Source organism: Streptococcus sp. NCTC 11567, assembly GCF_902141215.1.
Lineage (GTDB): Bacteria > Bacillota > Bacilli > Lactobacillales > Streptococcaceae > Streptococcus > Streptococcus dysgalactiae.
Window position 1 is genome coordinate 442562 of record NZ_LR595857.1, and the last position, 21237, is coordinate 463798.

At 40.2% G+C, this 21237-nt stretch carries 20 protein-coding genes; 19 read left to right on the top strand and 1 reads right to left on the bottom strand.

Going from position 1 to position 21237, the window contains the following annotated elements; all coding sequences use genetic code 11:
- Positions 1 to 173: 173 nt before the first annotated feature.
- The 18 genes from FQT67_RS02405 (at position 174) to FQT67_RS02490 (ending at position 19390) form a co-directional block, all read left to right on the top strand.
- Positions 174 to 1841: a hypothetical protein gene (locus tag FQT67_RS02405; protein WP_014612063.1), complete on the top strand. Its 1668-nt coding sequence runs from the start codon at positions 174 to 176 to the stop codon at positions 1839 to 1841.
- Positions 1842 to 2122: 281 nt separating this feature from the next.
- On the top strand, positions 2123 to 2830 hold the full coding sequence (locus FQT67_RS02410; protein WP_003061462.1) for a YoaK family protein: 708 nt from the start codon (positions 2123 to 2125) through the stop codon (positions 2828 to 2830).
- A 267-nt stretch (positions 2831 to 3097) separates the two neighbouring features.
- On the top strand, positions 3098 to 5095 hold the full coding sequence (metG, locus tag FQT67_RS02415) for a methionine--tRNA ligase (protein ID WP_046176972.1): 1998 nt from the start codon (positions 3098 to 3100) through the stop codon (positions 5093 to 5095).
- A gap of 532 nt (positions 5096 to 5627) precedes the next feature.
- The gene (gene nrdF, locus FQT67_RS02420; RefSeq protein ID WP_003055629.1) at positions 5628 to 6641 is read left to right on the top strand and encodes a class 1b ribonucleoside-diphosphate reductase subunit beta; all 1014 of its coding nucleotides are present in this window, start codon (positions 5628 to 5630) and stop codon (positions 6639 to 6641) included.
- Between the two features lie 3 nt (positions 6642 to 6644).
- Positions 6645 to 7118 (top strand): class Ib ribonucleoside-diphosphate reductase assembly flavoprotein NrdI, encoded by a 474-nt coding sequence (nrdI, locus tag FQT67_RS02425; RefSeq protein ID WP_003055616.1) that lies wholly within the window; start codon positions 6645 to 6647, stop codon positions 7116 to 7118.
- Positions 7102 to 9288, top strand: coding sequence for a class 1b ribonucleoside-diphosphate reductase subunit alpha (gene nrdE / locus FQT67_RS02430; RefSeq protein ID WP_046176971.1), 2187 nt, complete (start codon positions 7102 to 7104; stop codon positions 9286 to 9288). The genes nrdI and nrdE overlap by 17 nt, the downstream gene beginning before the upstream one ends.
- A 297-nt stretch (positions 9289 to 9585) precedes the next feature.
- Positions 9586 to 10920: a branched-chain amino acid transport system II carrier protein gene (brnQ, locus tag FQT67_RS02435; protein WP_003055639.1), complete on the top strand. Its 1335-nt coding sequence runs from the start codon at positions 9586 to 9588 to the stop codon at positions 10918 to 10920.
- A gap of 398 nt (positions 10921 to 11318) precedes the next feature.
- The gene (locus tag FQT67_RS02440; RefSeq protein WP_046176970.1) at positions 11319 to 11672 is read left to right on the top strand and encodes a hypothetical protein; all 354 of its coding nucleotides are present in this window, start codon (positions 11319 to 11321) and stop codon (positions 11670 to 11672) included.
- A gap of 348 nt (positions 11673 to 12020) precedes the next feature.
- Entirely contained in the window at positions 12021 to 12257 is a 237-nt protein-coding gene (locus FQT67_RS02445) for a DUF2829 domain-containing protein (protein WP_003054401.1), read from the top strand.
- Positions 12250 to 12948: a 3-oxoacyl-ACP reductase gene (locus tag FQT67_RS02450; protein ID WP_003054338.1), complete on the top strand. Its 699-nt coding sequence runs from the start codon at positions 12250 to 12252 to the stop codon at positions 12946 to 12948. Before FQT67_RS02445 ends, FQT67_RS02450 begins: the two co-directional genes overlap by 8 nt.
- Positions 12945 to 13187: a DUF3977 family protein gene (locus FQT67_RS02455; RefSeq protein WP_003049859.1), complete on the top strand. Its 243-nt coding sequence runs from the start codon at positions 12945 to 12947 to the stop codon at positions 13185 to 13187. Before FQT67_RS02450 ends, FQT67_RS02455 begins: the two co-directional genes overlap by 4 nt.
- 17 nt (positions 13188 to 13204) lie before the next feature.
- Entirely contained in the window at positions 13205 to 13654 is a 450-nt protein-coding gene (locus FQT67_RS02460; RefSeq protein WP_046176969.1) for an ASCH domain-containing protein, read from the top strand.
- A 1-nt stretch (position 13655) separates the two neighbouring features.
- Positions 13656 to 14615 (top strand): Gfo/Idh/MocA family oxidoreductase, encoded by a 960-nt coding sequence (locus tag FQT67_RS02465; protein ID WP_003054341.1) that lies wholly within the window; start codon positions 13656 to 13658, stop codon positions 14613 to 14615.
- 333 nt (positions 14616 to 14948) lie between these two features.
- The gene (locus FQT67_RS02470) at positions 14949 to 16286 is read left to right on the top strand and encodes an MFS transporter (protein ID WP_046176968.1); all 1338 of its coding nucleotides are present in this window, start codon (positions 14949 to 14951) and stop codon (positions 16284 to 16286) included.
- A 171-nt stretch (positions 16287 to 16457) separates the two neighbouring features.
- Positions 16458 to 17840, top strand: coding sequence for a bifunctional UDP-N-acetylglucosamine diphosphorylase/glucosamine-1-phosphate N-acetyltransferase GlmU (gene glmU, locus FQT67_RS02475; protein WP_003061627.1), 1383 nt, complete (start codon positions 16458 to 16460; stop codon positions 17838 to 17840).
- Between the two features lie 30 nt (positions 17841 to 17870).
- Complete coding sequence (locus FQT67_RS02480) at positions 17871 to 18425, top strand: NUDIX hydrolase (protein WP_003059987.1); 555 nt, start codon at positions 17871 to 17873, stop codon at positions 18423 to 18425.
- The gene (gene macP / locus FQT67_RS02485; RefSeq protein WP_003054365.1) at positions 18426 to 18677 is read left to right on the top strand and encodes a cell wall synthase accessory phosphoprotein MacP; all 252 of its coding nucleotides are present in this window, start codon (positions 18426 to 18428) and stop codon (positions 18675 to 18677) included. It abuts the gene before it with no gap.
- Between the two features lie 17 nt (positions 18678 to 18694).
- Positions 18695 to 19390 carry a 5'-methylthioadenosine/adenosylhomocysteine nucleosidase gene (locus FQT67_RS02490; RefSeq protein WP_003054376.1) on the top strand — a complete coding sequence of 232 codons (696 nt, stop codon included), beginning with the start codon at positions 18695 to 18697 and terminating at the stop codon, positions 19388 to 19390.
- A 72-nt stretch (positions 19391 to 19462) separates the two neighbouring features.
- On the opposite strand, the gene FQT67_RS02495 is transcribed toward FQT67_RS02490, so the two are convergent.
- Positions 19463 to 20110 (bottom strand): metal-dependent transcriptional regulator, encoded by a 648-nt coding sequence (locus tag FQT67_RS02495; protein WP_003059888.1) that lies wholly within the window; start codon positions 20108 to 20110, stop codon positions 19463 to 19465.
- Positions 20111 to 20255: 145 nt separating this feature from the next.
- Here FQT67_RS02495 and FQT67_RS02500 point away from each other — a divergent pair, with 145 nt between their 5' ends.
- Positions 20256 to 21188: a metal ABC transporter substrate-binding protein gene (locus tag FQT67_RS02500; protein WP_003062287.1), complete on the top strand. Its 933-nt coding sequence runs from the start codon at positions 20256 to 20258 to the stop codon at positions 21186 to 21188.
- Positions 21189 to 21237 lie beyond the last annotated feature (49 nt).

Here is a 21237-nt window from a genome sequence, read left to right on the forward strand (position 1 = left end):
GTTTAAATTGAAGGCAAGTATCTAACAGACGAAGAAAAGTTGAAGAGGGAGTGGTAAAAGGCCATTCCCTCTTTGATTTTTAAGGTTTCTTAACATTTTTTAAGGTGAAATATGATAAAATACAATAAAGAAAAGCTTTTAGATTAAGAGTTTCATTTGGTTAGGAGATTATTATGATGAAAAAAAGGCTATCGCTGATATTATTTGGGCTAGACTTCCTCTTGCTAGCAGCATGTTACTGGATTTACTTGCCAGCTTTAAATATATGGAGTTTAGCTTTCTGGTCTTTTGTGATTTTTGGTCTGATTCTATTATTAATCACTTTGGTTATCCTATCAGCCTTTGACATGACAACGACGGTAACCCGTTCCTTTAAACAAGGGCTTGGTCGTAAAGATGTCACGGGCAGTTTTTCCAAGCATTCCTTAACGGGTTTGGTGAAGTGGCTGACCTTAGTCATTGTAACGCTTGTAGGGATTCTCTCATTGATTACAGTGGTTAACACAAAACTCTTTCGTGCCAAGTCTTATGCCCAGGTTATTGAGGTTAAAAACGCCGACTTCAACAAGGATTTTCCAGAAACGGATTTATCAGCGCTAGCTTTATTGGACCGTGATTCTGCCGAAAAAATTGGCGATACTTATTTAGGAACCATTGATAAAGTTTCTCAGTTTGGTATTTCAGACGAATACCGTCAGATCACTATCGGTAAGCGCCCTTACCGCGTCTCACCTCTGGAATACAAGTCTTTTTGGAAATGGGTGACCAACCGTCAAGAGGGAATTGATTACTATGTCAAGGTTAATCAGACTACAGGTAAAGCAGAGCTAGTCAAATTAAACAAGGCCATGAAGTATTCTCATTCAGAATATCTCTTGCGTGACACCATGAGGCATTTGCGTTTCCAATACCCAATGACCATTTTTGCTGATCCATCTTTTGAGGTAGACGATAACGGCAATCCTTATTATGTCGCAACAACTTATGCACCAAAATTTGGCTTATCCTCACAAGACCCAACAGGAGTCATCTTATTGGATGCTGTTAGTGGGAAATCTAAATACTATAACTTGAAATCAGTACCTAGATGGGTAGACCGTGTTTACTCTTCTGAGAATGTGTTGGAAAGGGTTAATGACCATTACACCTATCAAAATGGCTACTGGAATACCGTCTTTAGTCAAACAGGCGTCAAACAAACGACTGATAGTTACAATTACATCACCATTGGTTCTGACATTTACCTCTACACAGGTATTACATCAGCAACGGCCGATTCGTCAAATCTTGGCTTTATCTTGGTTAATATGCGGACAAGAGAAATTACCAATTACAAGTTGGCCTCGGCCACTGAACGCTCTGCCATGAAATCTGCAGAAGGAGAAGTGCAAGAGAAAAACTATTCGGCAACTGCACCGACGCTTGTTAAACTGAATGACAAAGCCTATTATTTGATTTCATTAAAAGACGCAGCAGGTCTCGTTAAGTCCTATGCCCTTGTAGATGCTGAAGATTACCAGCAAGTTACCGTCAATAATAACATTCAGACCCTCATCGCTCAGTTTACGGATCGTGATACCAGTTCCTTGTCCTCAGCCACTGTTTCTCATAAAAAAGCTAAGATGGTTTCGGGACAGGTTGAACAATTAGCCAGCCAAATCATTTCAGGAACAACCGTTTATTACCTTGCTTCTGATGGCAATGTGTATAAAGTCAAAGCAAGTAGTGAGACGACAGATCTTTTACCCTTCTTAAAAGTTGGCGATCACTTCGAAGCAGAATTGATAGATGATCATTTTCTTAAAGGATTTACCATAGTGGAACCAAATGACCAGCAATAATAGGAGAGACAATCAAAAAAGCAAGTGACAAACTTGCTTTTTTGATGTCAGAATAGGGAAGTAAAGCTGCTGAGGAAGTAGCTGAGAGGATTGATTTAACAGGCTTTATGTGCTATACTAAGCCTATCATTTGGAGGGTCATCACCTTTGTTAAGAATTGACTACTAGTGATGTGCTTACCGAGAAAGGTAGTAAACTCTCCTTAAAGCGAGCAAAATACTGTTCTTCAGTATTTTTTCTTTTGCAATGTGAGGTTAGAAAAGGGGATTAAAAGGGTAATTATGTCGAGAAAGAAACGAAAAAAATATCAAGTTTATGAGGGGTTGCGATGTGCCATGATGCTCTGTTTTATCAGTGGCTATGTCAATGCCTTCACCTATATGACCCAAGGCAAACGCTTTGCCGGTGTGCAAACAGGGAATCTGTTATCTTTTGCTATCCGTTTGTCAGAAAAGCAACTGGAAGAGGCACTACAATTTTTACTTCCCATGCTCGTTTTTATGCTTGGACAGTCTTTTACCTACTTCATGCACCGCTGGGCAAAGCAAAAAGGACTGCACTGGTACTTATTATCAAGCTTTATCTTAACAGGGATTGCTTTTGGAACAGCCTTATTCACGCCTTTTCTCCCTTCCAATTTTACGGTGGCAGCCTTGGCTTTTTTTGCTTCTATTCAAGTGGACACCTTTAAGACCTTACGAGGGGCTAGCTATGCTAATGTCATGATGACAGGAAACATCAAAAATGCCGCCTATTTATTAACCAAGGGACTTTATGAAAAGAATCAAGAGATTACCCATATTGGCCGCAACACCTTGATTGTGATTTTAGCCTTTGCCTGCGGAGTGGTTTGCTCCACCATCTTGTCCTTAACTTATGATGAATATGCTCTCACACCTATCTTGATTCCGCTGCTGTATGTCAATTATTTATTGGCTCAGGAATTCTACCATATTCAAACGAAAATCAAACCCATTAAAAGAGCTTAAGCCGAAGTCACATCAATTGATTTAAAGCCTCTATCTTTGAAGAGATAACAGTTTTTCCTTAGAAAGGTAGGTTTTGCTCATCTCTAAAATATGGTATAATAAACCATTAATGGCTGTTTGTTTTCAGCTAACCTTTTCTTAACAGGAGACTGATAAAGAAGGTTTCATTTGCCTTGATAAACGGTGTTTCAACAGAAAACCACGAGGTCTGATACGATATATCTCAATCCTACTTTCATTTGAGTATGATTTTGAAAGGAAACTATGATGAAAAAACCATTTTACATTACGACACCCATCTACTACCCATCTGGTAAACTACACATCGGTTCTGCCTATACCACCATTGCCTGTGATGTTTTGGCACGCTACAAGCGCCTGATGGGACATGAAGTCTTCTATCTCACAGGACTTGATGAACATGGGCAAAAGATTCAAACCAAGGCAGCAGAAGCAGGTATTAGCCCTCAAACTTATGTTGATAACATGGCAAAGGATGTCAAAGACCTTTGGCAATTGCTAGATATTTCTTATGATAAATTTATCCGGACAACTGACGATTACCACGAAGAAGTCGTTGCTGCTGTTTTTGAAAAATTACTGGCGCAAGATGACATTTACCTTGGTGAATACTCTGGTTGGTATTCTGTCTCTGATGAAGAATTCTTCACTGAAAGCCAACTAGAAGAAGTTTTTAGAGATGAAGACGGTAAGGTTATTGGAGGGATTGCTCCTTCTGGTCACCAAGTAGAGTGGGTATCAGAAGAATCTTACTTCCTACGCCTTAGCAAGTACGCTGACCGTCTCGTAGCTTTCTTTAAAGAGCAACCTGACTTTATCCAACCAGATGGTCGTATGAATGAAATGTTGAAAAACTTTATTGAGCCAGGTCTAGAAGATCTAGCAGTCAGTCGCACTACCTTCACTTGGGGTGTACCTGTTCCATCAAATCCAAAACACGTGGTTTATGTGTGGATTGATGCCCTCCTAAACTATACGACAGCCCTTGGTTATGGTCAAACGGACCATGCTAACTTTGACAAATTCTGGAATGGAACGGTTTTCCACATGGTTGGAAAAGATATCTTGCGCTTCCACAGTATCTACTGGCCAATCTTGTTGATGATGCTTGATCTACCGATGCCCGAACGCTTAATTGCCCATGGTTGGTTTGTTATGAAAGACGGTAAAATGTCTAAATCAAAAGGCAATGTGGTTTACCCAGAAATGTTAGTTGAGCGATTTGGACTTGATCCTCTTCGTTATTACCTCATGCGTTCCTTGCCGGTTGGTTCAGACGGTACCTTTACCCCTGAAGATTATGTGGGTCGTATTAACTATGAATTGGCCAACGATCTTGGTAATTTATTGAATCGTACCGTTGCGATGATCAACAAGTATTTTGATGGCACGGTGCCAGCTTACGTTGACAACGGGACTGCCTTTGATACTGAGTTAAGTCAGTTGATCGATGCTCAGTTGGCCGACTATCATAAGTACATGGAAGCGGTGGATTACCCACGCGCCTTAGAAGCCATTTGGACTATCATTGCTCGTACCAACAAATACATTGATGAGACAGCTCCTTGGGTGCTAGCTAAAGAAGATGGAGACAAAGCTCAATTGGCCAGTGTCATGGCACACTTGGCAGCCAGCTTGCGTGTGGTTGCTCATTTGATTCAACCATTTATGATTGAAACATCAGCTGCTATCATGGCACAACTTGGTTTGGAACCTGTTTCTGATTTGTCAGTTCTTGCTTTAGCAGATTTCCCTGACAATACAAAGGTTGTTGCCAAAGGGACACCGATTTTCCCACGTCTTGACATGGAAGCTGAAATCGACTATATCAAAGCTCAAATGGGTAGTAGCTCAGCTATTTCCCAAGAAAAAGAATGGATACCTGAAGATGTCGAGCTCAAATCTGAAAAAGACGACATCACATTTGAAACCTTCGATGCTGTGGAAATTCGTGTGGCAGAAGTCAAGGAAGTATCAAAAGTGGAAGGTTCCGATAAATTGCTTCGTTTTAGATTAGATGCAGGGGATGGGGAAGACCGTCAAATCTTGTCAGGTATTGCCAAATTCTATCCCAACGAACAAGAATTAGTTGGCAAAAAACTACAAATTGTTGCTAATCTCAAACCTCGTAAAATGATGAAAAAATACATCAGTCAAGGGATGATTCTATCAGCAGAGCATGGGGATCAGCTAACGGTTTTAACCGTTGATCCATCTGTCGCAAATGGAAGTGTGATTGGTTAAATTCCAGAAGTTGCTAACTGAAACTATTTTAAGCATTACAAAACATGAAAAAGGTCGTGGACAATTGTCCCGGCCTTTTTGTCTTGCATACATACAGACATATAAAAACCTTCGTTTTGTCACTCTAGAATTACCTTTTGTCCCTTAAAAAATGATTCTGTTCGTTTGTTTGTTATTTTTTGCATAAGCTTTACAACTACAGTATGACGGTGTTGGAGAAGTTGTGCTACTATATATTGTCACAAAAATATTGCAAAGCACTATATCTTGTGGTATCATGGTTTTATAAAAAAATTAAGTATACTTAATTTTCGAGAAAAAACGAACAGTGATGGTTGTTCAATAAGACAGTTGATAACATTCTAAATAGGAATGTTCAAGCACCTAACATTTACCAATAGAAAAGCGCTGCTTAACTGCAAGTCTTTTTGTGCTACTTAAAACTCAGTGACGTTCTTTCTCTCATCTAGTGACATCTTAGGCTTAATGGCACTAGTTACTCTTGTGAAAATATAAGCCTTGAAGGAGACGAATGACTCAACATTACTATGAGCGATCTCAATCGCCAATTGATTACGCCTTATCTAAGACCAAAAAGCAGTTGCGTTCGGTTAACTGGAATCACCTCAATGACGACAAGGATTTGGAGGTTTGGAACCGTGTCACCCAGAATTTTTGGTTACCTGAAAAAGTCCCTGTTTCTAATGACCTAACCTCTTGGCGGTCTCTAGGTGAGGACTGGCAGCAATTAATCACCAGAACTTATACTGGCTTAACGCTGCTAGATACGGTGCAAGCAACTGTTGGAGATGTGGCACAAATTCAGCATTCACAAACAGACCATGAGCAAGTCATCTACACGAATTTTGCCTTTATGGTTGCCATTCACGCACGGTCTTACGGGACAATTTTTTCGACTCTTTGCAGCAGCGAACAAATTGAAGAAGCTCATGAATGGGTGGTTTCCACTCAAAGTCTACAAGAACGAGCGCGTGTCTTAATCCCCTACTATACTGGCAATGATCCGTTGAAGTCAAAAGTGGCAGCAGCTATGATGCCAGGTTTCTTATTGTACGGCGGCTTTTACCTTCCTTTTTACTTATCAGCTCGCGGGAAAATGTCAAACACCTCTGATATCATTCGCCTCATTTTGCGGGATAAGGTGATTCACAATTATTACAGTGGCTATAAATACCAACAAAAAGTAGCAGGTCTTAGTCCAGAAAAACAGGCTGAGATGAAGACCTTTGTGTTTGACTTGCTCTATGAGTTGATTGATCTTGAAAAAGCTTATTTAAAAGAATTGTACGATGGTTTTGACTTGGCAGAAGACGCTATTCGTTTCAGCCTCTATAACGCTGGAAAGTTTCTTCAAAATTTGGGATACGAGTCGCCATTTACAGAAGAAGAAACACGCGTTTCACCAGAAGTTTTTGCCCAGCTATCCGCGCGTGCAGATGAAAATCATGACTTTTTCTCAGGGAATGGTTCTTCTTATGTCATGGGCATAACAGAAGAAACCACCGATGACGATTGGGAGTTTTAAGGGATGGCAGAGCTGATTATTGTTTATTTTTCATCTAAGTCCAATAACACCCATCGCTTCGTGCAAAAATTAGGGTTGCCCGCCCAACGTATCTCGATAGATGATAGCCCAGTTGAGGTAGGTGTTGACTACCTACTGATTGTACCAACCTATGCTGCGGGCGGTTCAGATGCTAAAGGAGCAGTGCCTAAACAGGTCATTCATTTTCTCAATAACCCTACTAATCGTAAGCATTGTAAGGGAGTGATTTCTTCTGGAAATACCAATTTTGGAGATACCTTTGCCATTGCAGGACCTATCATTTCTCAAAAATTACAGGTGCCTCTTTTACACCAATTTGAGCTATTAGGGACCACTACAGATGTCAAAAAGGTACAGGCGATCTTTGCCCGCTATCGACATCAGAAACACCCGAAACTTAAAAACAGACCGATGAATACAATACAGAAAGGACAACCTCATGTCACACCCCAATGAGTCATACCTCTCATTCAATGCCTTAACCCGCTTTAAAAAAACAGACGGAAGCTACCATTTTGATAGCGATGCCATTGCTGTTGAGCGCTACCTAGACGAACAGATTTCTCCCAATCTAATGATGTTTCCATCTTTAGAAGAGAAACTAGCTTATCTCATTAAGGAAGGTTATTATGAGCAAGCTATCTTTGATCTCTATCCTGATGACGTTATCAAGGAAGCCTTTCAATATGCCTACCAACAAGACTATCGTTTTTTAAACTTGATGGGAGCCATGAAATTTTACCAATCTTATGCCTTAAAAACTTTAGATGGCAAGTATTATCTAGAAACAGTTGAAGACCGTGTGGTCATGAATGCTCTCTTTTTAGCAAATGGGGATCAAACGTTACTATTTAACTTGATAAAGGACATGTTACACAGGCGATTTCAACCAGCAACACCAACTTTTTTAAATGCTGGTAAAAAACGACGGGGAGAATATATCTCTTGCTATCTGCTGCGTATTGAAGATAATATGGAATCCATTTCACGGGCAATAGGGACCAGTCTTCAACTGTCTAAGAGAGGAGGAGGGGTGGCCTTATGCTTGACCAACCTTCGAGAAATTGGGGCACCAATAAAAGGAATTGAAAATCAGGCAACGGGTATCGTTCCTGTCATGAAATTATTAGAAGATTCCTTTTCCTACGCCAACCAATTAGGACAGCGTCAAGGTGCAGGTGCCGTTTACCTACATGCCCATCACCCAGAAGTTCTTACCTTTTTGGATACTAAAAGAGAAAATGCCGATGAGAAAATTCGTATCAAGTCACTAGCCTTAGGGTTAGTTATTCCAGATATTACCTTTCAATTGGCAAAAGAAAACAAAGCAATGGCCCTCTTTTCGCCATACGATATTAAACGCGTTTATGGTAAGGACATGTCAGACATTTCCATCACAGAGGAATATAACAAACTGCTAGCCAATCCAGCCATTAAAAAGACCTATATCAGCGCTAGAAAACTTTTCCAATTGATTGCAGAATTGCATTTTGAGTCTGGATACCCTTACCTCTTGTTTGATGATACAGTCAATCAGCGTAATCCTCATGCTCAAAAAGGACGGATTGTCATGTCAAACTTATGTTCTGAAATTGCTCAAGTGAGTACAGAAAGTACCTACAACGATGATCTGAGCTTCAAAGACATTGGAGAAGACATTTGTTGTAATCTGGGGTCAATCAATATCGCTGAAGCCATGACTGATGCCAAACATTTTAGCCAGCTAATCACGACAAGTATCAGAGCTTTAGATCAAGTATCAAGAGCTTCTGATTTGTCTTGCGCCCCTTCTATTGAAAAAGGCAATGCAGCTAATCACGCTGTTGGTCTAGGAGCAATGAATTTACATGGCTTTTTGGCAACTAATCATCTTTACTATGATTCAGAAGAAGCTGTTGACTTTACAGATTTGTTTTTCCATACTATGGCCTATCACGCTTTTAAAGCCTCTTGTCAATTGGCTAAAGAAAAGGGGGCTTTTGCAGATTTTGAACGGTCGACCTATGCCGATGGTTCTTACTTTAAGCAGTATGTGATAGAAGATGCCAAACCTAAAACAAAACGGATTGCTGCCTTGTTAAAAAGTTATGGCTTCCAATTACCAACTGTTGCTGATTGGAAGGCATTGGTAAGGGATATTCAAACCTATGGCTTAGCCAATGCACATTTATTGGCCGTCGCTCCGACAGGGTCAATCAGTTACTTATCTTCTTGCACTCCAAGTTTACAGCCAGTTGTTGCTCCTGTTGAAGTGCGTAAAGAGGGGAATTTAGGTAGAATTTATGTCCCGGCTTATCAGATTAATCAAGAAAATTATGCTTATTATGAACGTGGGGCCTATGAAATGGGTCCAGAACCCATTATTAAGATTGTAGCAGCAGCTCAAAAACATGTGGATCAAGCTATTTCATTGACTTTATTTATGACTGATCAGGCTACCACACGTGATCTTAACCGTTCTTATATTCAAGCTTTTAAACTAAAATGCGCTTCGATTTACTATGTTCGAGTGAGACAAGAAGTTTTAGCAGGCAGTGAACAATACGACGAGGATAGCCAGTTGGATAGTGTAGATAAAAATGGACTTACAGACACAATCAATGAGTGTCAAAGTTGCATGATTTAGAGGAGTTGCATTGAAAAGTAAGTAAAGGAGTTTGAGAGCGATCTCAGCTCCTTTTAGCCTTTTTAAAATCGCATTAGAACAGAAGTTATTCTCACTGATTATCCTTAAACGAACAACTGTCGAAATAGTTAGAAAATTTTGAAAAACTATGGTATTTCTTCTAAATTTTGTTATAATAAAAACCAACTATTCAAATGAAGAGCGTTAATACCTGGTCATTAGGATTGCTACACTCATTTGAAAGGGTATAATTTATGGAAAGGATGCTAGTCAGGGGATTAGCATAAGTGGTCGCCTATGGTAAAAAAAGGCTTTTTAACAGGATTACTCTTATTTGGTATTTTTTTCGGAGCAGGGAATCTCATTTTTCCACCAGCTTTGGGAGTGGCATCAGGTCAAGACTTTTGGCCAGCTATTCTAGGATTTTGTTTATCAGGTGTTGGCTTAGCTATTTTGACCTTGCTTTTAGGTACCGTGACGAATGGTGGCTACAAGACAGAAATGGCTCAAAAGTTTAGTCCCTGGTTTTCGCTCACATTCCTTGTTATCCTTTATTTAACTATCGGCCCCTTGTTTGCTATTCCGAGAACGGCAACTGTTTCTTTTGAAGTTGGTTTGAGCCCAATTGTGGGGCACAGTCCTATCGCTTTATTGCTCTTTTCCGCTTGTTTTTTTGTGGCCGCCTATTTGCTTGCTATTCGACCAAATGGTATTTTAGATAGTGTAGGTAAACTCTTGACACCAGCATTTGCCCTGCTCATTTTATTACTTGTCCTAGTAGGAGCTGTTGTTTATGGCCATAACGATAGTGCTAAAACAAGTGTTGAGTATGCAGGGAAAGCTTTTGGTACTGGTATTCTTGCTGGTTATAATACTCTCGATGCCCTGGCGGCTGTTGCCTTTTGTTTGGTGGCCACAGAAACCCTCAAGAAATTTGGATTTCAAAGTAAAAAAGAATACCTCTCGACTATTTGGGTAGTAGGCATTGTCACCAGCGTCGCTTTTAGTATCTTGTATATCGGTCTGGGCTTTTTGGGAAATAAGTTTCCTGTCCCAGCAGATGTCTTGGCTGATCCTAATATTAATAAGGGAGCTTACGTGCTGTCACAAGCTTCTTACCATTTATTTGGTTCCTTTGGCCGCTTCTTCTTAAGTGTTATGGTCACTCTGACTTGCTTTACCACAACGGTTGGATTGATTGTGTCAGTCTCTGAATTTTTTGCTAAAAGCTTCCGTTTTGGTAGCTACACGTTTTTTGCTAGTGTTTTTACCTTTGTTGGCTTTTTGATTGCTAATTTAGGTTTGAATGCTGTAATTACCTTTTCTATTCCAGTGCTGACTCTCCTTTACCCAATTGTTATCGTGATGATACTGATTATTTTGATGAACAAATGGGTTCCCTTATCTAAAAAAGGAATGTCTCTGACCATTGGTTTAGTGACCTTAGTCTCCTTTATTGAGGTCTTAGCTAGCCAAGTTCACCAAGACGCCTTAACACATTTAGTGGAACTACTGCCTTTTCACGCGGTTTCAATGGGATGGTTGTTACCAACGCTTCTTGGCTTAGTCGTCGCCTTGCTATTACCAGATAAACAAAAGGGCACATCATTTGATTTAAGCCAATTCGATTAACCAGATAAGGAACTAAACAATCTAAATGATAAACATCAGCACCCTGAACGCTAGAGTTAACATCTAACGTTCAGGGTGCTTTTATCATGTTTGACGGTTGTCAAGTGTTAAGCAGATTGTCAGAAATTGGGAGATTAAAGATAAAGGATAGGATTATAATGGTTAGGCATTGTTGGATTTATCTTATGGACAAGGTATTTATTAAAGTAGGAGAAAAAATGAGTAGGACAATCGTTGAAGGTCTTTATGAGAACTTATGATGAGCATAAAATGATATTATGTAATATAAAAATGAGCTTTATATTATTTTTTTATAAAAAATATCTATTTTATTAAAACTATTTGCTATAATAAAAGCGTACTCGACAGTACAACGATATAGGAGAGTGGTATACATCATGTCAAAATACAAGATTGCTGGATTAACAGCGATTACTACAATGTTTTTCATCACTGGCGGTGCCGTAAGCGCTGATAACGTTACTTTACAGTTTGAAGGACCAACTCCTCACAAAGTTTCAGAACCATGTGAGGTTACGTCTGAAACTGTTAAAGCAACTTTTGAAGGGCCAACTCATCGAACTTCAGCCCCTTGTCTTACCGAAAAAGAGATTCTTTCAGTGAATGAAAAGAATTTTATCAACTATGCAGGACCAGGTGATCGAGGAACAGAAGGAAACTTTTCTCCAGAGTGGCACGAGAAACTCGCAAAGCTTAAACTCCCTTACTTCTTCCAATTTAATAACCGTTGATCTTCTAATAGTTGATAAGGCTGAGAATGGATAAGACAAAGACCAAGTGAACAAAATTGGTCTTTTTTGATGATCGCCATTTCTTTCAGTTGGGTCATCTTTTGCCTCAGTTGGATAGCTTAACAGCTGGTTTTAGGTCATCTCGAAGCATACTTGTTTCAAGTGGACATTCTCGGACAAATGGGCTTCTCTCCAATGGTAAAAAAGAGAGCCTTATGCTATAATTGTCGCAATACCCCCTCTTTTTTGGCGTAATGTCCTAAAAGAAGTCAAGCAGTTTCCTATGACAATTGGGACTGACAAGAAGACAACACCTCACAATCGTTAACAGAGACAAAGGAGAAAACCATGACATTTGAAGAGATTTTACCAGGCCTCAAAGCAAAGAGAAAATATGTTCGGACAGGCTGGGGAGGTGCTGAAAACTATGTCCAACTCTTTGATAGCATCGAACAAAATGGCCAAGCACTTGAAGTAACGCCTTACTTCTTGATTAATGTGTCTGGCGAGGGAGAGGGCTTCTCCATGTGGGCACCAACCCCATGTGATGTGCTAGCCACCGATTGGGTAGAAGTTCATGACTAAACGCGTCCTCATCACAGGAGTATCATCAGGCATCGGCTTAGCGCAGGCTCGTCTTTTTTTGGAGAATGGCTACGCAGTCTATGGCGTTGACAAGTCGGCTAAGCCTGACTTGCCCGGTAACTTTCAGTTTTTACAACTGGACCTTAGCGGCGATTTAGCTGCGCTTCACGACTTTGCACCACATGTGGACATCATATGCCATACCGCAGGAATCCTCGACGACTATAAGCCCTTACTTGATATTAGTGATGCCGATATTGACAAAATTTTTCAGGTCAACCTTTTTGCTACTATCCGAATCACTCGCCATTACTTACCCCAAATGGTTGCTAATGGTTCTGGCATTATCATCAACATGTGTTCTATTGCTAGTTTTTTAGCAGGAGGTGGCGGAGTAGCTTATACAGCTAGCAAGCACGCCTTGGCAGGTTTTACCCGTCAGTTAGCTCTTGATTATGCCAAGTCTGGTATTCAGGTTTTTGGCATTGCACCAGGCGCCGTTAAAACGGCCATGACACAAGCGGATTTTGAACCTGGAGGCTTGGCTCAATGGGTGGCCGATGAAACTCCGATTGGGCGCTGGTTAGATCCAGCAGAAATTGCTGAGCTTACCCTCTACTTAGCTTCAGGAAAAGCAGGAGCGATGCAGGGAGAAATCCTTAAAGTTGATGGTGGCTGGAGTTTGAAGTGACCAAGTATATTGAGATTGGCTTGGGCAATTCTTGGTTGGTTCGTACAGAATACGAAAAAGATGATGGAACGGAAGTTGAGGTTAGAGGTATTTCAGGAGCTGTTCATCCGAGGTCTATTTATCTTAGAATTTGGCTGGGTTATACCGTTTGGATTTTGGATTTCAAAGAAGGGTTTAAACAGCAAACCAAGTCTCGTAAGTCCTTCAAATGTGTTGTTGGCATTGTATCAGAGCTTTGATAAATAAAGGAGAAAAAATGACAGCAGAAGAATTATGGCAGGCCTATCGAAAGATTAATCCTAGTATTGGTGATGAGATTGACGCTTGGGCCTTTGGGGTTCAACCGGATTTATTGGCACAGCTCGTCCTAAAAGGAATTAAAACAGCAACGGCTTCTGCTTATGATTTGTATGAATTGGATCAGGAACCTCTGCCACAGGTCGGAACTTATGATGTGGTGTTAGATGGACAAGGACAGGCAGTTTGTATTGTTCACATTACTAAGGTTGAGGTGCTTCCTTTTGAACAGGTATCAGCAGAACATGCTTACAAAGAAGGAGAAGGGGATAGGAGTTTGGCTTGGTGGCGACAGGCTCATCAGGACTTTTTTCAACCTTATTTTGAAGAGGCAGGGCTTGTTTTTTCTGAACAAAGTCCCATTGTTTTAGAAGAATTTCAAGTGGTTTACCCACAGTTAGGAGATTAAGATGAAATTAGCCATTTTAGGGACCGGTATGATTGTCAAAGATCTTTTACCTGTCCTACAAGAAATTAAGGGTATTGACCTTAACGCTATTGTTTCCACGCCTCGTAGTGTAGATGTGGCTAGAGAATTAGCAAAAAGCTTTGCTATTCCAACAGCTACAAGTGATTTTGACAGTGTTCTTGCCTCAGAAGATGTGGACACCGTTTATATCGCAACCCCTAATCATTTGCATTATGAGGGGGCGAAAAAGGCTCTTCTAGCCGGCAAACATGTCATCTGTGAAAAACCTTTTACCCTGACAGCAGGGGAATTAGATGAACTAGTGGTGATCGCTAAAGAACGAAAGCTCATTTTGTTAGAAGCGATTACTAATCAGTATCTGAGCAACATGACCTTTATTAAAGAGCACCTTGACCAACTCGGTGATATTAAAATTGTAGAGTGCAACTATTCTCAGTATTCGTCTCGTTATGATGCCTTTAAACAAGGTGACATAGCACCAGCCTTTGACCCTCAAAAAGGTGGCGGAGCCTTACGCGATTTAAATATCTATAATATTCATTTTGTGGTAGGCCTATTTGGCAGTCCCAAAAAGGTTCAATATTTAGCCAATATGGACAAGGGCATTGATACGTCAGGTATGCTTGTCATGGACTATGAGCAGTTTAAAGTGGTTTGTATTGGGGCGAAGGATTGCACGGCAGAAATCAAGTCCACTATTCAAGGTAACAAAGGCTCACTTGCAGTGCTTGGAGCAACGAATACCCTCCCTCAAGTTCAGTTAAGTCTACACGGTCACGAAGCAGAAGTGGCTAATCTTAACAAACATGAACACCGCATGTATGAAGAATTCCTTGCTTTTAGGGATATGATTGACCAAAGAGACTTTGAGAAAGTGAATCAGGCTTTGGAACATAGCAGAGCAGTTATGGCTGTGTTGGAGCGAGCTGTTCATTCGTGATGGTAATCTGGTAGCCATTGCCTTTTGTGCAGGTGCTATGGTAATGGTTGAAAGACGTGTTTTCACGAGGGTTAACCCCCTCGTGCTTTTTTGGCAAAAATAACTTGTTCAGGATTTGGGCTTTCTTTGTGAGATGAGAGATGCCTGACGAATTGATTTGATTAAAATAATGATAAAGCAAAACGATTTAAGAAATGACCGTTCGGAAATTCTGCCCCCAAAAGGTCTCTAGAAGCAGTGAAACTAAATTTGTAAGCGTTGACACTGCTGCATAACTCTGTTACACTAAAAGAATGTCATGACAAAAATTACAGTGTAGGAGTTTAATTGTTTATGGAAGAGGATTATAACAAAAGAGAACCTGAGAAGTTTACGCAATTTCTGCGCCGTCAAAAGGTCGTCTTTTTTGTCGCATTTTTTGGTTATGTGTGTGCCTACTTGGTACGCAACAATTTCAAACTAATGTCAAACACTATTATGGTCCAAAACGGTTGGGACAAGGCTCAAATTGCGACCTTGTTATCGTGTTTGACCGTTTCTTATGGTTTAGCAAAATTCTATATGGGGGCCTTAGGGGATCGTGTTAGCTTGAGGAAGCTCTTTTCAATCAGCTTGGGTGCAAGCGCTTTGATTTGTATTTTAATCGGTTTTTTCAATAGTTCAATGGTGGTATTAGGAATACTGCTAGTCTTGTGTGGTGTCGTACAAGGTGCCTTGGCACCTGCCTCACAAGCCATGATTGCCAATTATTTTCCAAATAAAACACGCGGCGGAGCTATCGCTGGATGGAACATTTCTCAAAACATGGGATCAGCCCTCTTGCCATTAACCATCGCCTTGCTCACCAGTATGGGCTTGGTGATACCAGCTAATGGCAATATTTTACTTGCCTTTTTAATCCCTGGTATTTTAGTGCTCTTGTTTGCTTTGTGCTGCTGGAAACTTGGCGGTGATAACCCTGAGTCTGAGGGCCTTGACTCTCTTCGAACGATGTATGGTGATGCGGGCGAATCAGCTGTTGCCAGTGAAGAAGAAAAGCATAATCTGTCTTATTGGCAACTCATCTGGAAATACGTTTTTTGTAACCCGTCGCTCTTACTTGTTGCTGCTGTCAATGTGGCCCTTTATTTTGTTCGTTTTGGGATTGAAGACTGGATGCCGATCTACTTGTCACAAGTAGCCAATATGTCAGAGGCCCATATTCATTTTGCGATTTCAATGTTAGAGTGGGTAGCTATTCCAGGCTCGCTGGTATTTGCGTGGTTAGCGGTTCGTTATCCTAATAAAATGGCCAAGATTGGGGCTATTGGGCTTTTTGTGTTAGCGGCTATTGTGTTTGTCTATGAACGCTTGACTGCCACAGGTTCTCCAAACTATTTCTTGTTGCTTGTTATTGCAGGTATTTTAGGGTCATTGATTTATGGCCCACAGTTGATCGTGAATATTTTAACAATTAACTTTGTTCCTTTAAATGTTGCAGGAACAGCGATTGGTTTTGTAGGAGTCACAGCTTATCTCATCGGCAATATGGGAGCAAACTGGCTGATGCCGATTTTGGCAGATGGTTTTGGCTGGTTTTGGTCATATATTGTCGTTGCAGCCTTATCTGCTTTTTCAGCGGTTGGTTATTTGATTTTAGCCAAACGCGAAGAAGAAATCATCAAAGATTAGCTAGGCAAATGCCTAAAAAAGACAGACTTATTGCTGAAGTCCTGTCTTTTTTAGTCATAACAAGCCTCAAGTGACACTATAAAAGATAAGAGAATGCTAGGATGTTTCAGGAAAAAATGAGAAAATATGCTATAATGGGAAGGTATTTATCACATTATTAAGGAAAAACGTATGACAAATTATGCAATTATTCTAGCTGCGGGTAAGGGCACCCGCATGAAATCAGACCTCCCTAAAGTGCTTCACCATGTTTCTGGCTTAACCATGTTAGAACACGTTTTTCGCAGCGTAGCAGCGATTGAACCTGAGCAAAATGTGACCGTTATTGGCCACAAAGCAGATATGGTACGTGCCGTATTAGCAGACCAATCCGAGTTTGTGTTACAAACAGAACAGCTAGGCACAGGACATGCTGTTATGATGGCCGAAGAAAAGTTAGCAGGACTAGAAGGTCATACCTTGGTGATTGCAGGCGACACCCCTTTAATCACCGGTCAAAGCCTCAAGAGTCTGATTGATTTTCACGTTAACCATAAAAATGTTGCTACGATCTTGACTGCCACAGCGCAGGATCCCTTTGGCTATGGTCGTATTATCCGTAACAAGGATGGTGAAGTGATTAAAATTGTTGAGCAAAAAGATGCCAGCGATTTTGAACAACAAATCAAAGAGATTAACACAGGAACTTATGTCTTTGACAATAAGCGTTTGTTTGAAGCCCTTAAAAACATTACAACAAACAATGCCCAAGGGGAATATTACCTAACAGATGTGATTTCCATTTTTAGAGATCATAAAGAAAAAGTCGGCGCCTACACCCTCAGAGATTTCAATGAAAGTCTTGGTGTTAATGATCGTGTGGCTTTAGCAACTGCTGAAGCAGTGATGCGCCAGCGCATCACCAAAAAACATATGGTCAATGGGGTGACTTTCCAAAATCCTGAAACAGTCTATATCGAAAGCGATGTTGAGATTGCACCGGATGTTTTAATTGAAGGAAATGTGACCTTAAAAGGGAAAACACGCATCGCAGCCGAATGTGTCTTGACGAATGGTACTTATATTGTGGATTCTGAAATTGGTCAAGGAAGTATCATCACCAACTCAATGATTGAATCTTCAACTTTAGCTTCAGGCGTCACTGTTGGGCCTTACGCCCATATTCGCCCAGGAACAAGCTTGGCTAAAGATGTGCATATCGGTAATTTTGTAGAAGTAAAAGGATCCCATATCGGAGAAAAAACCAAAGCGGGACACCTGACCTATATCGGAAATGCTCAAGTAGGTTCTAAAGTGAATGTTGGAGCAGGCACTATTACCGTCAACTACGATGGTCAAAATAAATACCAGACAGTTATTGGAGATTACGCTTTTATCGGCAGCAATTCAACCCTCATTGCTCCTTTGGAAGTTGGAGATAATGCTTTAACTGCAGCTGGCTCAACTATTTCTAAGACAGTACCAGCTGATAGCATTGCTATTGGGCGCAGCCGCCAAGTGACCAAGGAAGATTACGCTAAGCGTCTTCCTCATCACCCAAGTCGAAGCAAATAATTCAAGATCTATTTAGTAAGGAGGCCAGGCATGGAATTTGAAGAAAAAACGCTGAAAAGACAAGTCATTTTTGATGGTCATATTTTTAAAGTTGTTGTGGATGATGTTGAACTTCCCAACAATCTGGGGCAATCCAAACGAGAATTGATTTTTCATCGTGGTGCCGTTGCTGTTTTGGCGGTTACTCCTGATAAGAAAATTGTGATTGTCAAACAATACCGTAAAGCTATTGAAGCCGTTTCTTATGAAATTCCAGCCGGTAAGTTGGAAGTGGGTGAATCGGGATCAGAGCTGGAAGCTGCTGCACGGGAATTAGAAGAAGAGACAGCTTATACTGGTCATTTATCCCTTCTATATGAGTTTTACACAGCCATTGGTTTTTGTAATGAAAAAATCAAACTTTATTTAGCAACTGATCTTGAAAAGGTACCCAATCCTAAACCTCAAGATGAGGATGAAGTGATTGAGGTATTAGAATTGACTTATGAAGACTGTATGGAGCTCGTTTCCCAAGGGAAATTAGCAGATGCTAAAACCTTGATAGCTTTGCAATATTATGCCTTACAGTTTGGAGGTGATCGGTAAATGGGGAAGCCGTTATTAACTGATGAGGTGATTGAAAAAGCTAAACGTGGAGAGTCGTTTGAAGCTGATGAGTATGCGGATTTTGACACCAAAATCATGCCCTTGCCAGACCATGAGGAATCAGAACGTATCTATAAGAGTCGGCGCATCGAAAATGCTAGACGGAGTCAATTGCAATCCAAATTGAACTTGATTCTTATTGCAGTGATTATTCTTATCGCTCTTTTAGTCTATGCTGTCTTTTACCTATAACTAGATAAGGAACTATTATGAAAATCGGAATTATCGCTGCTATGGAGGAAGAATTACGCCTCCTTTTGGAAAATGTGTTGGATTGTCAAGTTCATCAAGTGCTATCCAACACTTACTATACGGGTCGATTGGGCCAGCATGACTTAGTGTTAGTGCAGTCGGGTATTGGTAAGGTCATGTCTGCGATGACAGTTGCTATCTTGGTAGATCATTTTGATGTGGATGCCATTATCAACACTGGGTCAGCAGGAGCGGTAGCACCAGGTCTAGCCATTGGTGATGTGGTGGTTGCTGATCAGTTGGTTTATCATGATGTTGATGTGACTGCTTTTGGCTATGCTTATGGTCAAATGGCAGCGCAGCCTTTGTATTTTAACTGTGACCCCCAATTTGTGAATACTTTTAAAGAAGTTTTAGCTCAGTCATCAACAGGTAGTCGAGTTGGTTTGATTGCAACTGGAGATAGTTTTATTGCGGGACAAGATAAGATTGATAACATTAAAACGGTCTTTCCTACAGTTCTAGCAGTAGAAATGGAAGGAGCGGCAATTGCACAAGCTGCCCATGCCACAGGTAAACCATTTATCGTGGTAAGAGCTATGAGTGATACCGCAGCCCATGACGCCAATATTACCTTTGACCAATTTATCATTGAAGCTGGCAAAAAATCTGCCCAAACATTGATGGCATTTTTAGAAAAGTTAGCTGTCTAAAGACATTTCTCAAAAAACAAAACCCTCAACTTATGATTAAATAATCGGAAGTTGAGGGTTTTGTTTTATCATTTAAAGAGCTGTCACATATAACTGCTTGGCAATATTCTCAGGAATAATCAATTCTTTGTCCAAATACTGAATAGTATAGGTTTTTGCAAACGTGTCAATTTGAGTTAGCTCCAACTCAGTGTTGATTTTAAGTCCATGGGCTTCTAAATATTGAATTAAATCAAATTGGTCATGGATGCGACTCAGGCGGAAGCGTCCCAGATCTGTAATAGTGTTAAGGGTTGTATGGTTTATTTCCACAAGAGGCTGTCCGTTTCGCGGGATAGTGCCACCATGAGGACAGAAAGTTGGAAAACCAAGGGTTTCATCCAAACGATCAATAAACGTATCTGAAACAGTGTGTTCCAAGACCTCAGCTTCTTGGTGAACTTCTTGCGCATTGTATCCCAATTGGTGGATGAGAAAAACCTCGATCAAACGGTGTTTACGATAAAGATTAGCAACAAGCACCTGTCCTTTGTCAGTTAACAGATAGCCTTTTGCCTTTTCTTTGACAATCCACCCTTGTGAAATCATTTTTTTAATCATCTCAGAAACAGCTGGCGCAGAAACCTGCATTTTTTCAGCCACCATCTTGTTTGAAATTTTAGATTCTTGTTCCCCAATTTCGTAAATACATTTCAAGTAATCTTCTTTGTTAGGCGTCATAGCAATATGCCTTTCTCTTATTTATAATCATTATTATATCAGATTTTTAGGAAAAAATCTTGACAAAAAACCAACAATAATATATCCTTATATTATATTTAACTATACTTAATTAAATAAATAATATATCCTAAGGAGATGTGTGATGAAAAAGAAAATTAGCCTCATTTTGAGTGCCTTTTTAGCTGCTTTTCTGTTAGTAGCCTGTTCCTCATCAGGAAGCCAAGCTGATAAGAGTGATAAACTTAAAGTGGTGGTAACCAATTCTATTCTTGCAGACATGACAAAAACGATTGCAGGAGATAAGATTGATTTGCACAGTATCGTGCCAATCGGGCAAGATCCGCATGAGTATGAGCCATTACCAGAGGATGTCGAAAAAACGAATAATGCAGACGTGATTTTCTACAACGGTATTAATCTTGAAGATGGTGGACAAGCCTGGTTTACAAAACTTGTTAAAAACGCTCAAAAGAAAAAGAACAAAGATTACTTTGCTGCTTCAGATGGCGTTGATGTGATTTACCTAGAAGGTGAAAGTGAGAAGGGCAAAGAAGACCCTCACGCTTGGTTAAATTTAGAAAATGGTATTATTTATTCTAAAAACATTGCCAAACAATTGATGGCCAAAGATCCTAAAAACAAAGACACTTACGAAAAAAATCTTAAGGCTTATGTTGCTAAGTTAGAAAAACTTGATAAAGAAGCCAAATCAAAATTTGACGCTATTCCAGCTAACAAAAAACTGATTGTGACAAGTGAAGGATGCTTCAAGTACTTCTCAAAAGCCTATGGTGTACCATCAGCTTACATTTGGGAGATTAACACCGAAGAAGAAGGAACTCCTGACCAAATGTCATCATTGATTGAGAAATTGAAAGTGGTCAAACCAGCTGCTCTTTTTGTAGAATCAAGTGTTGACAGACGTCCAATGGAAACTGTTTCTAAAGATAGTGGTATTCCAATCTATGCTGAAATCTTTACCGATTCTGTGGCCAAAAAAGGCGAGGATGGCGATAGCTACTATGCGATGATGAAATGGAACCTTGATAAAATTTCTGAAGGTCTAGCAAAATAAGATAAGAATAAAGCACAGCGTCTTCAGTGTTGTGCTTTGTTTTATTTCT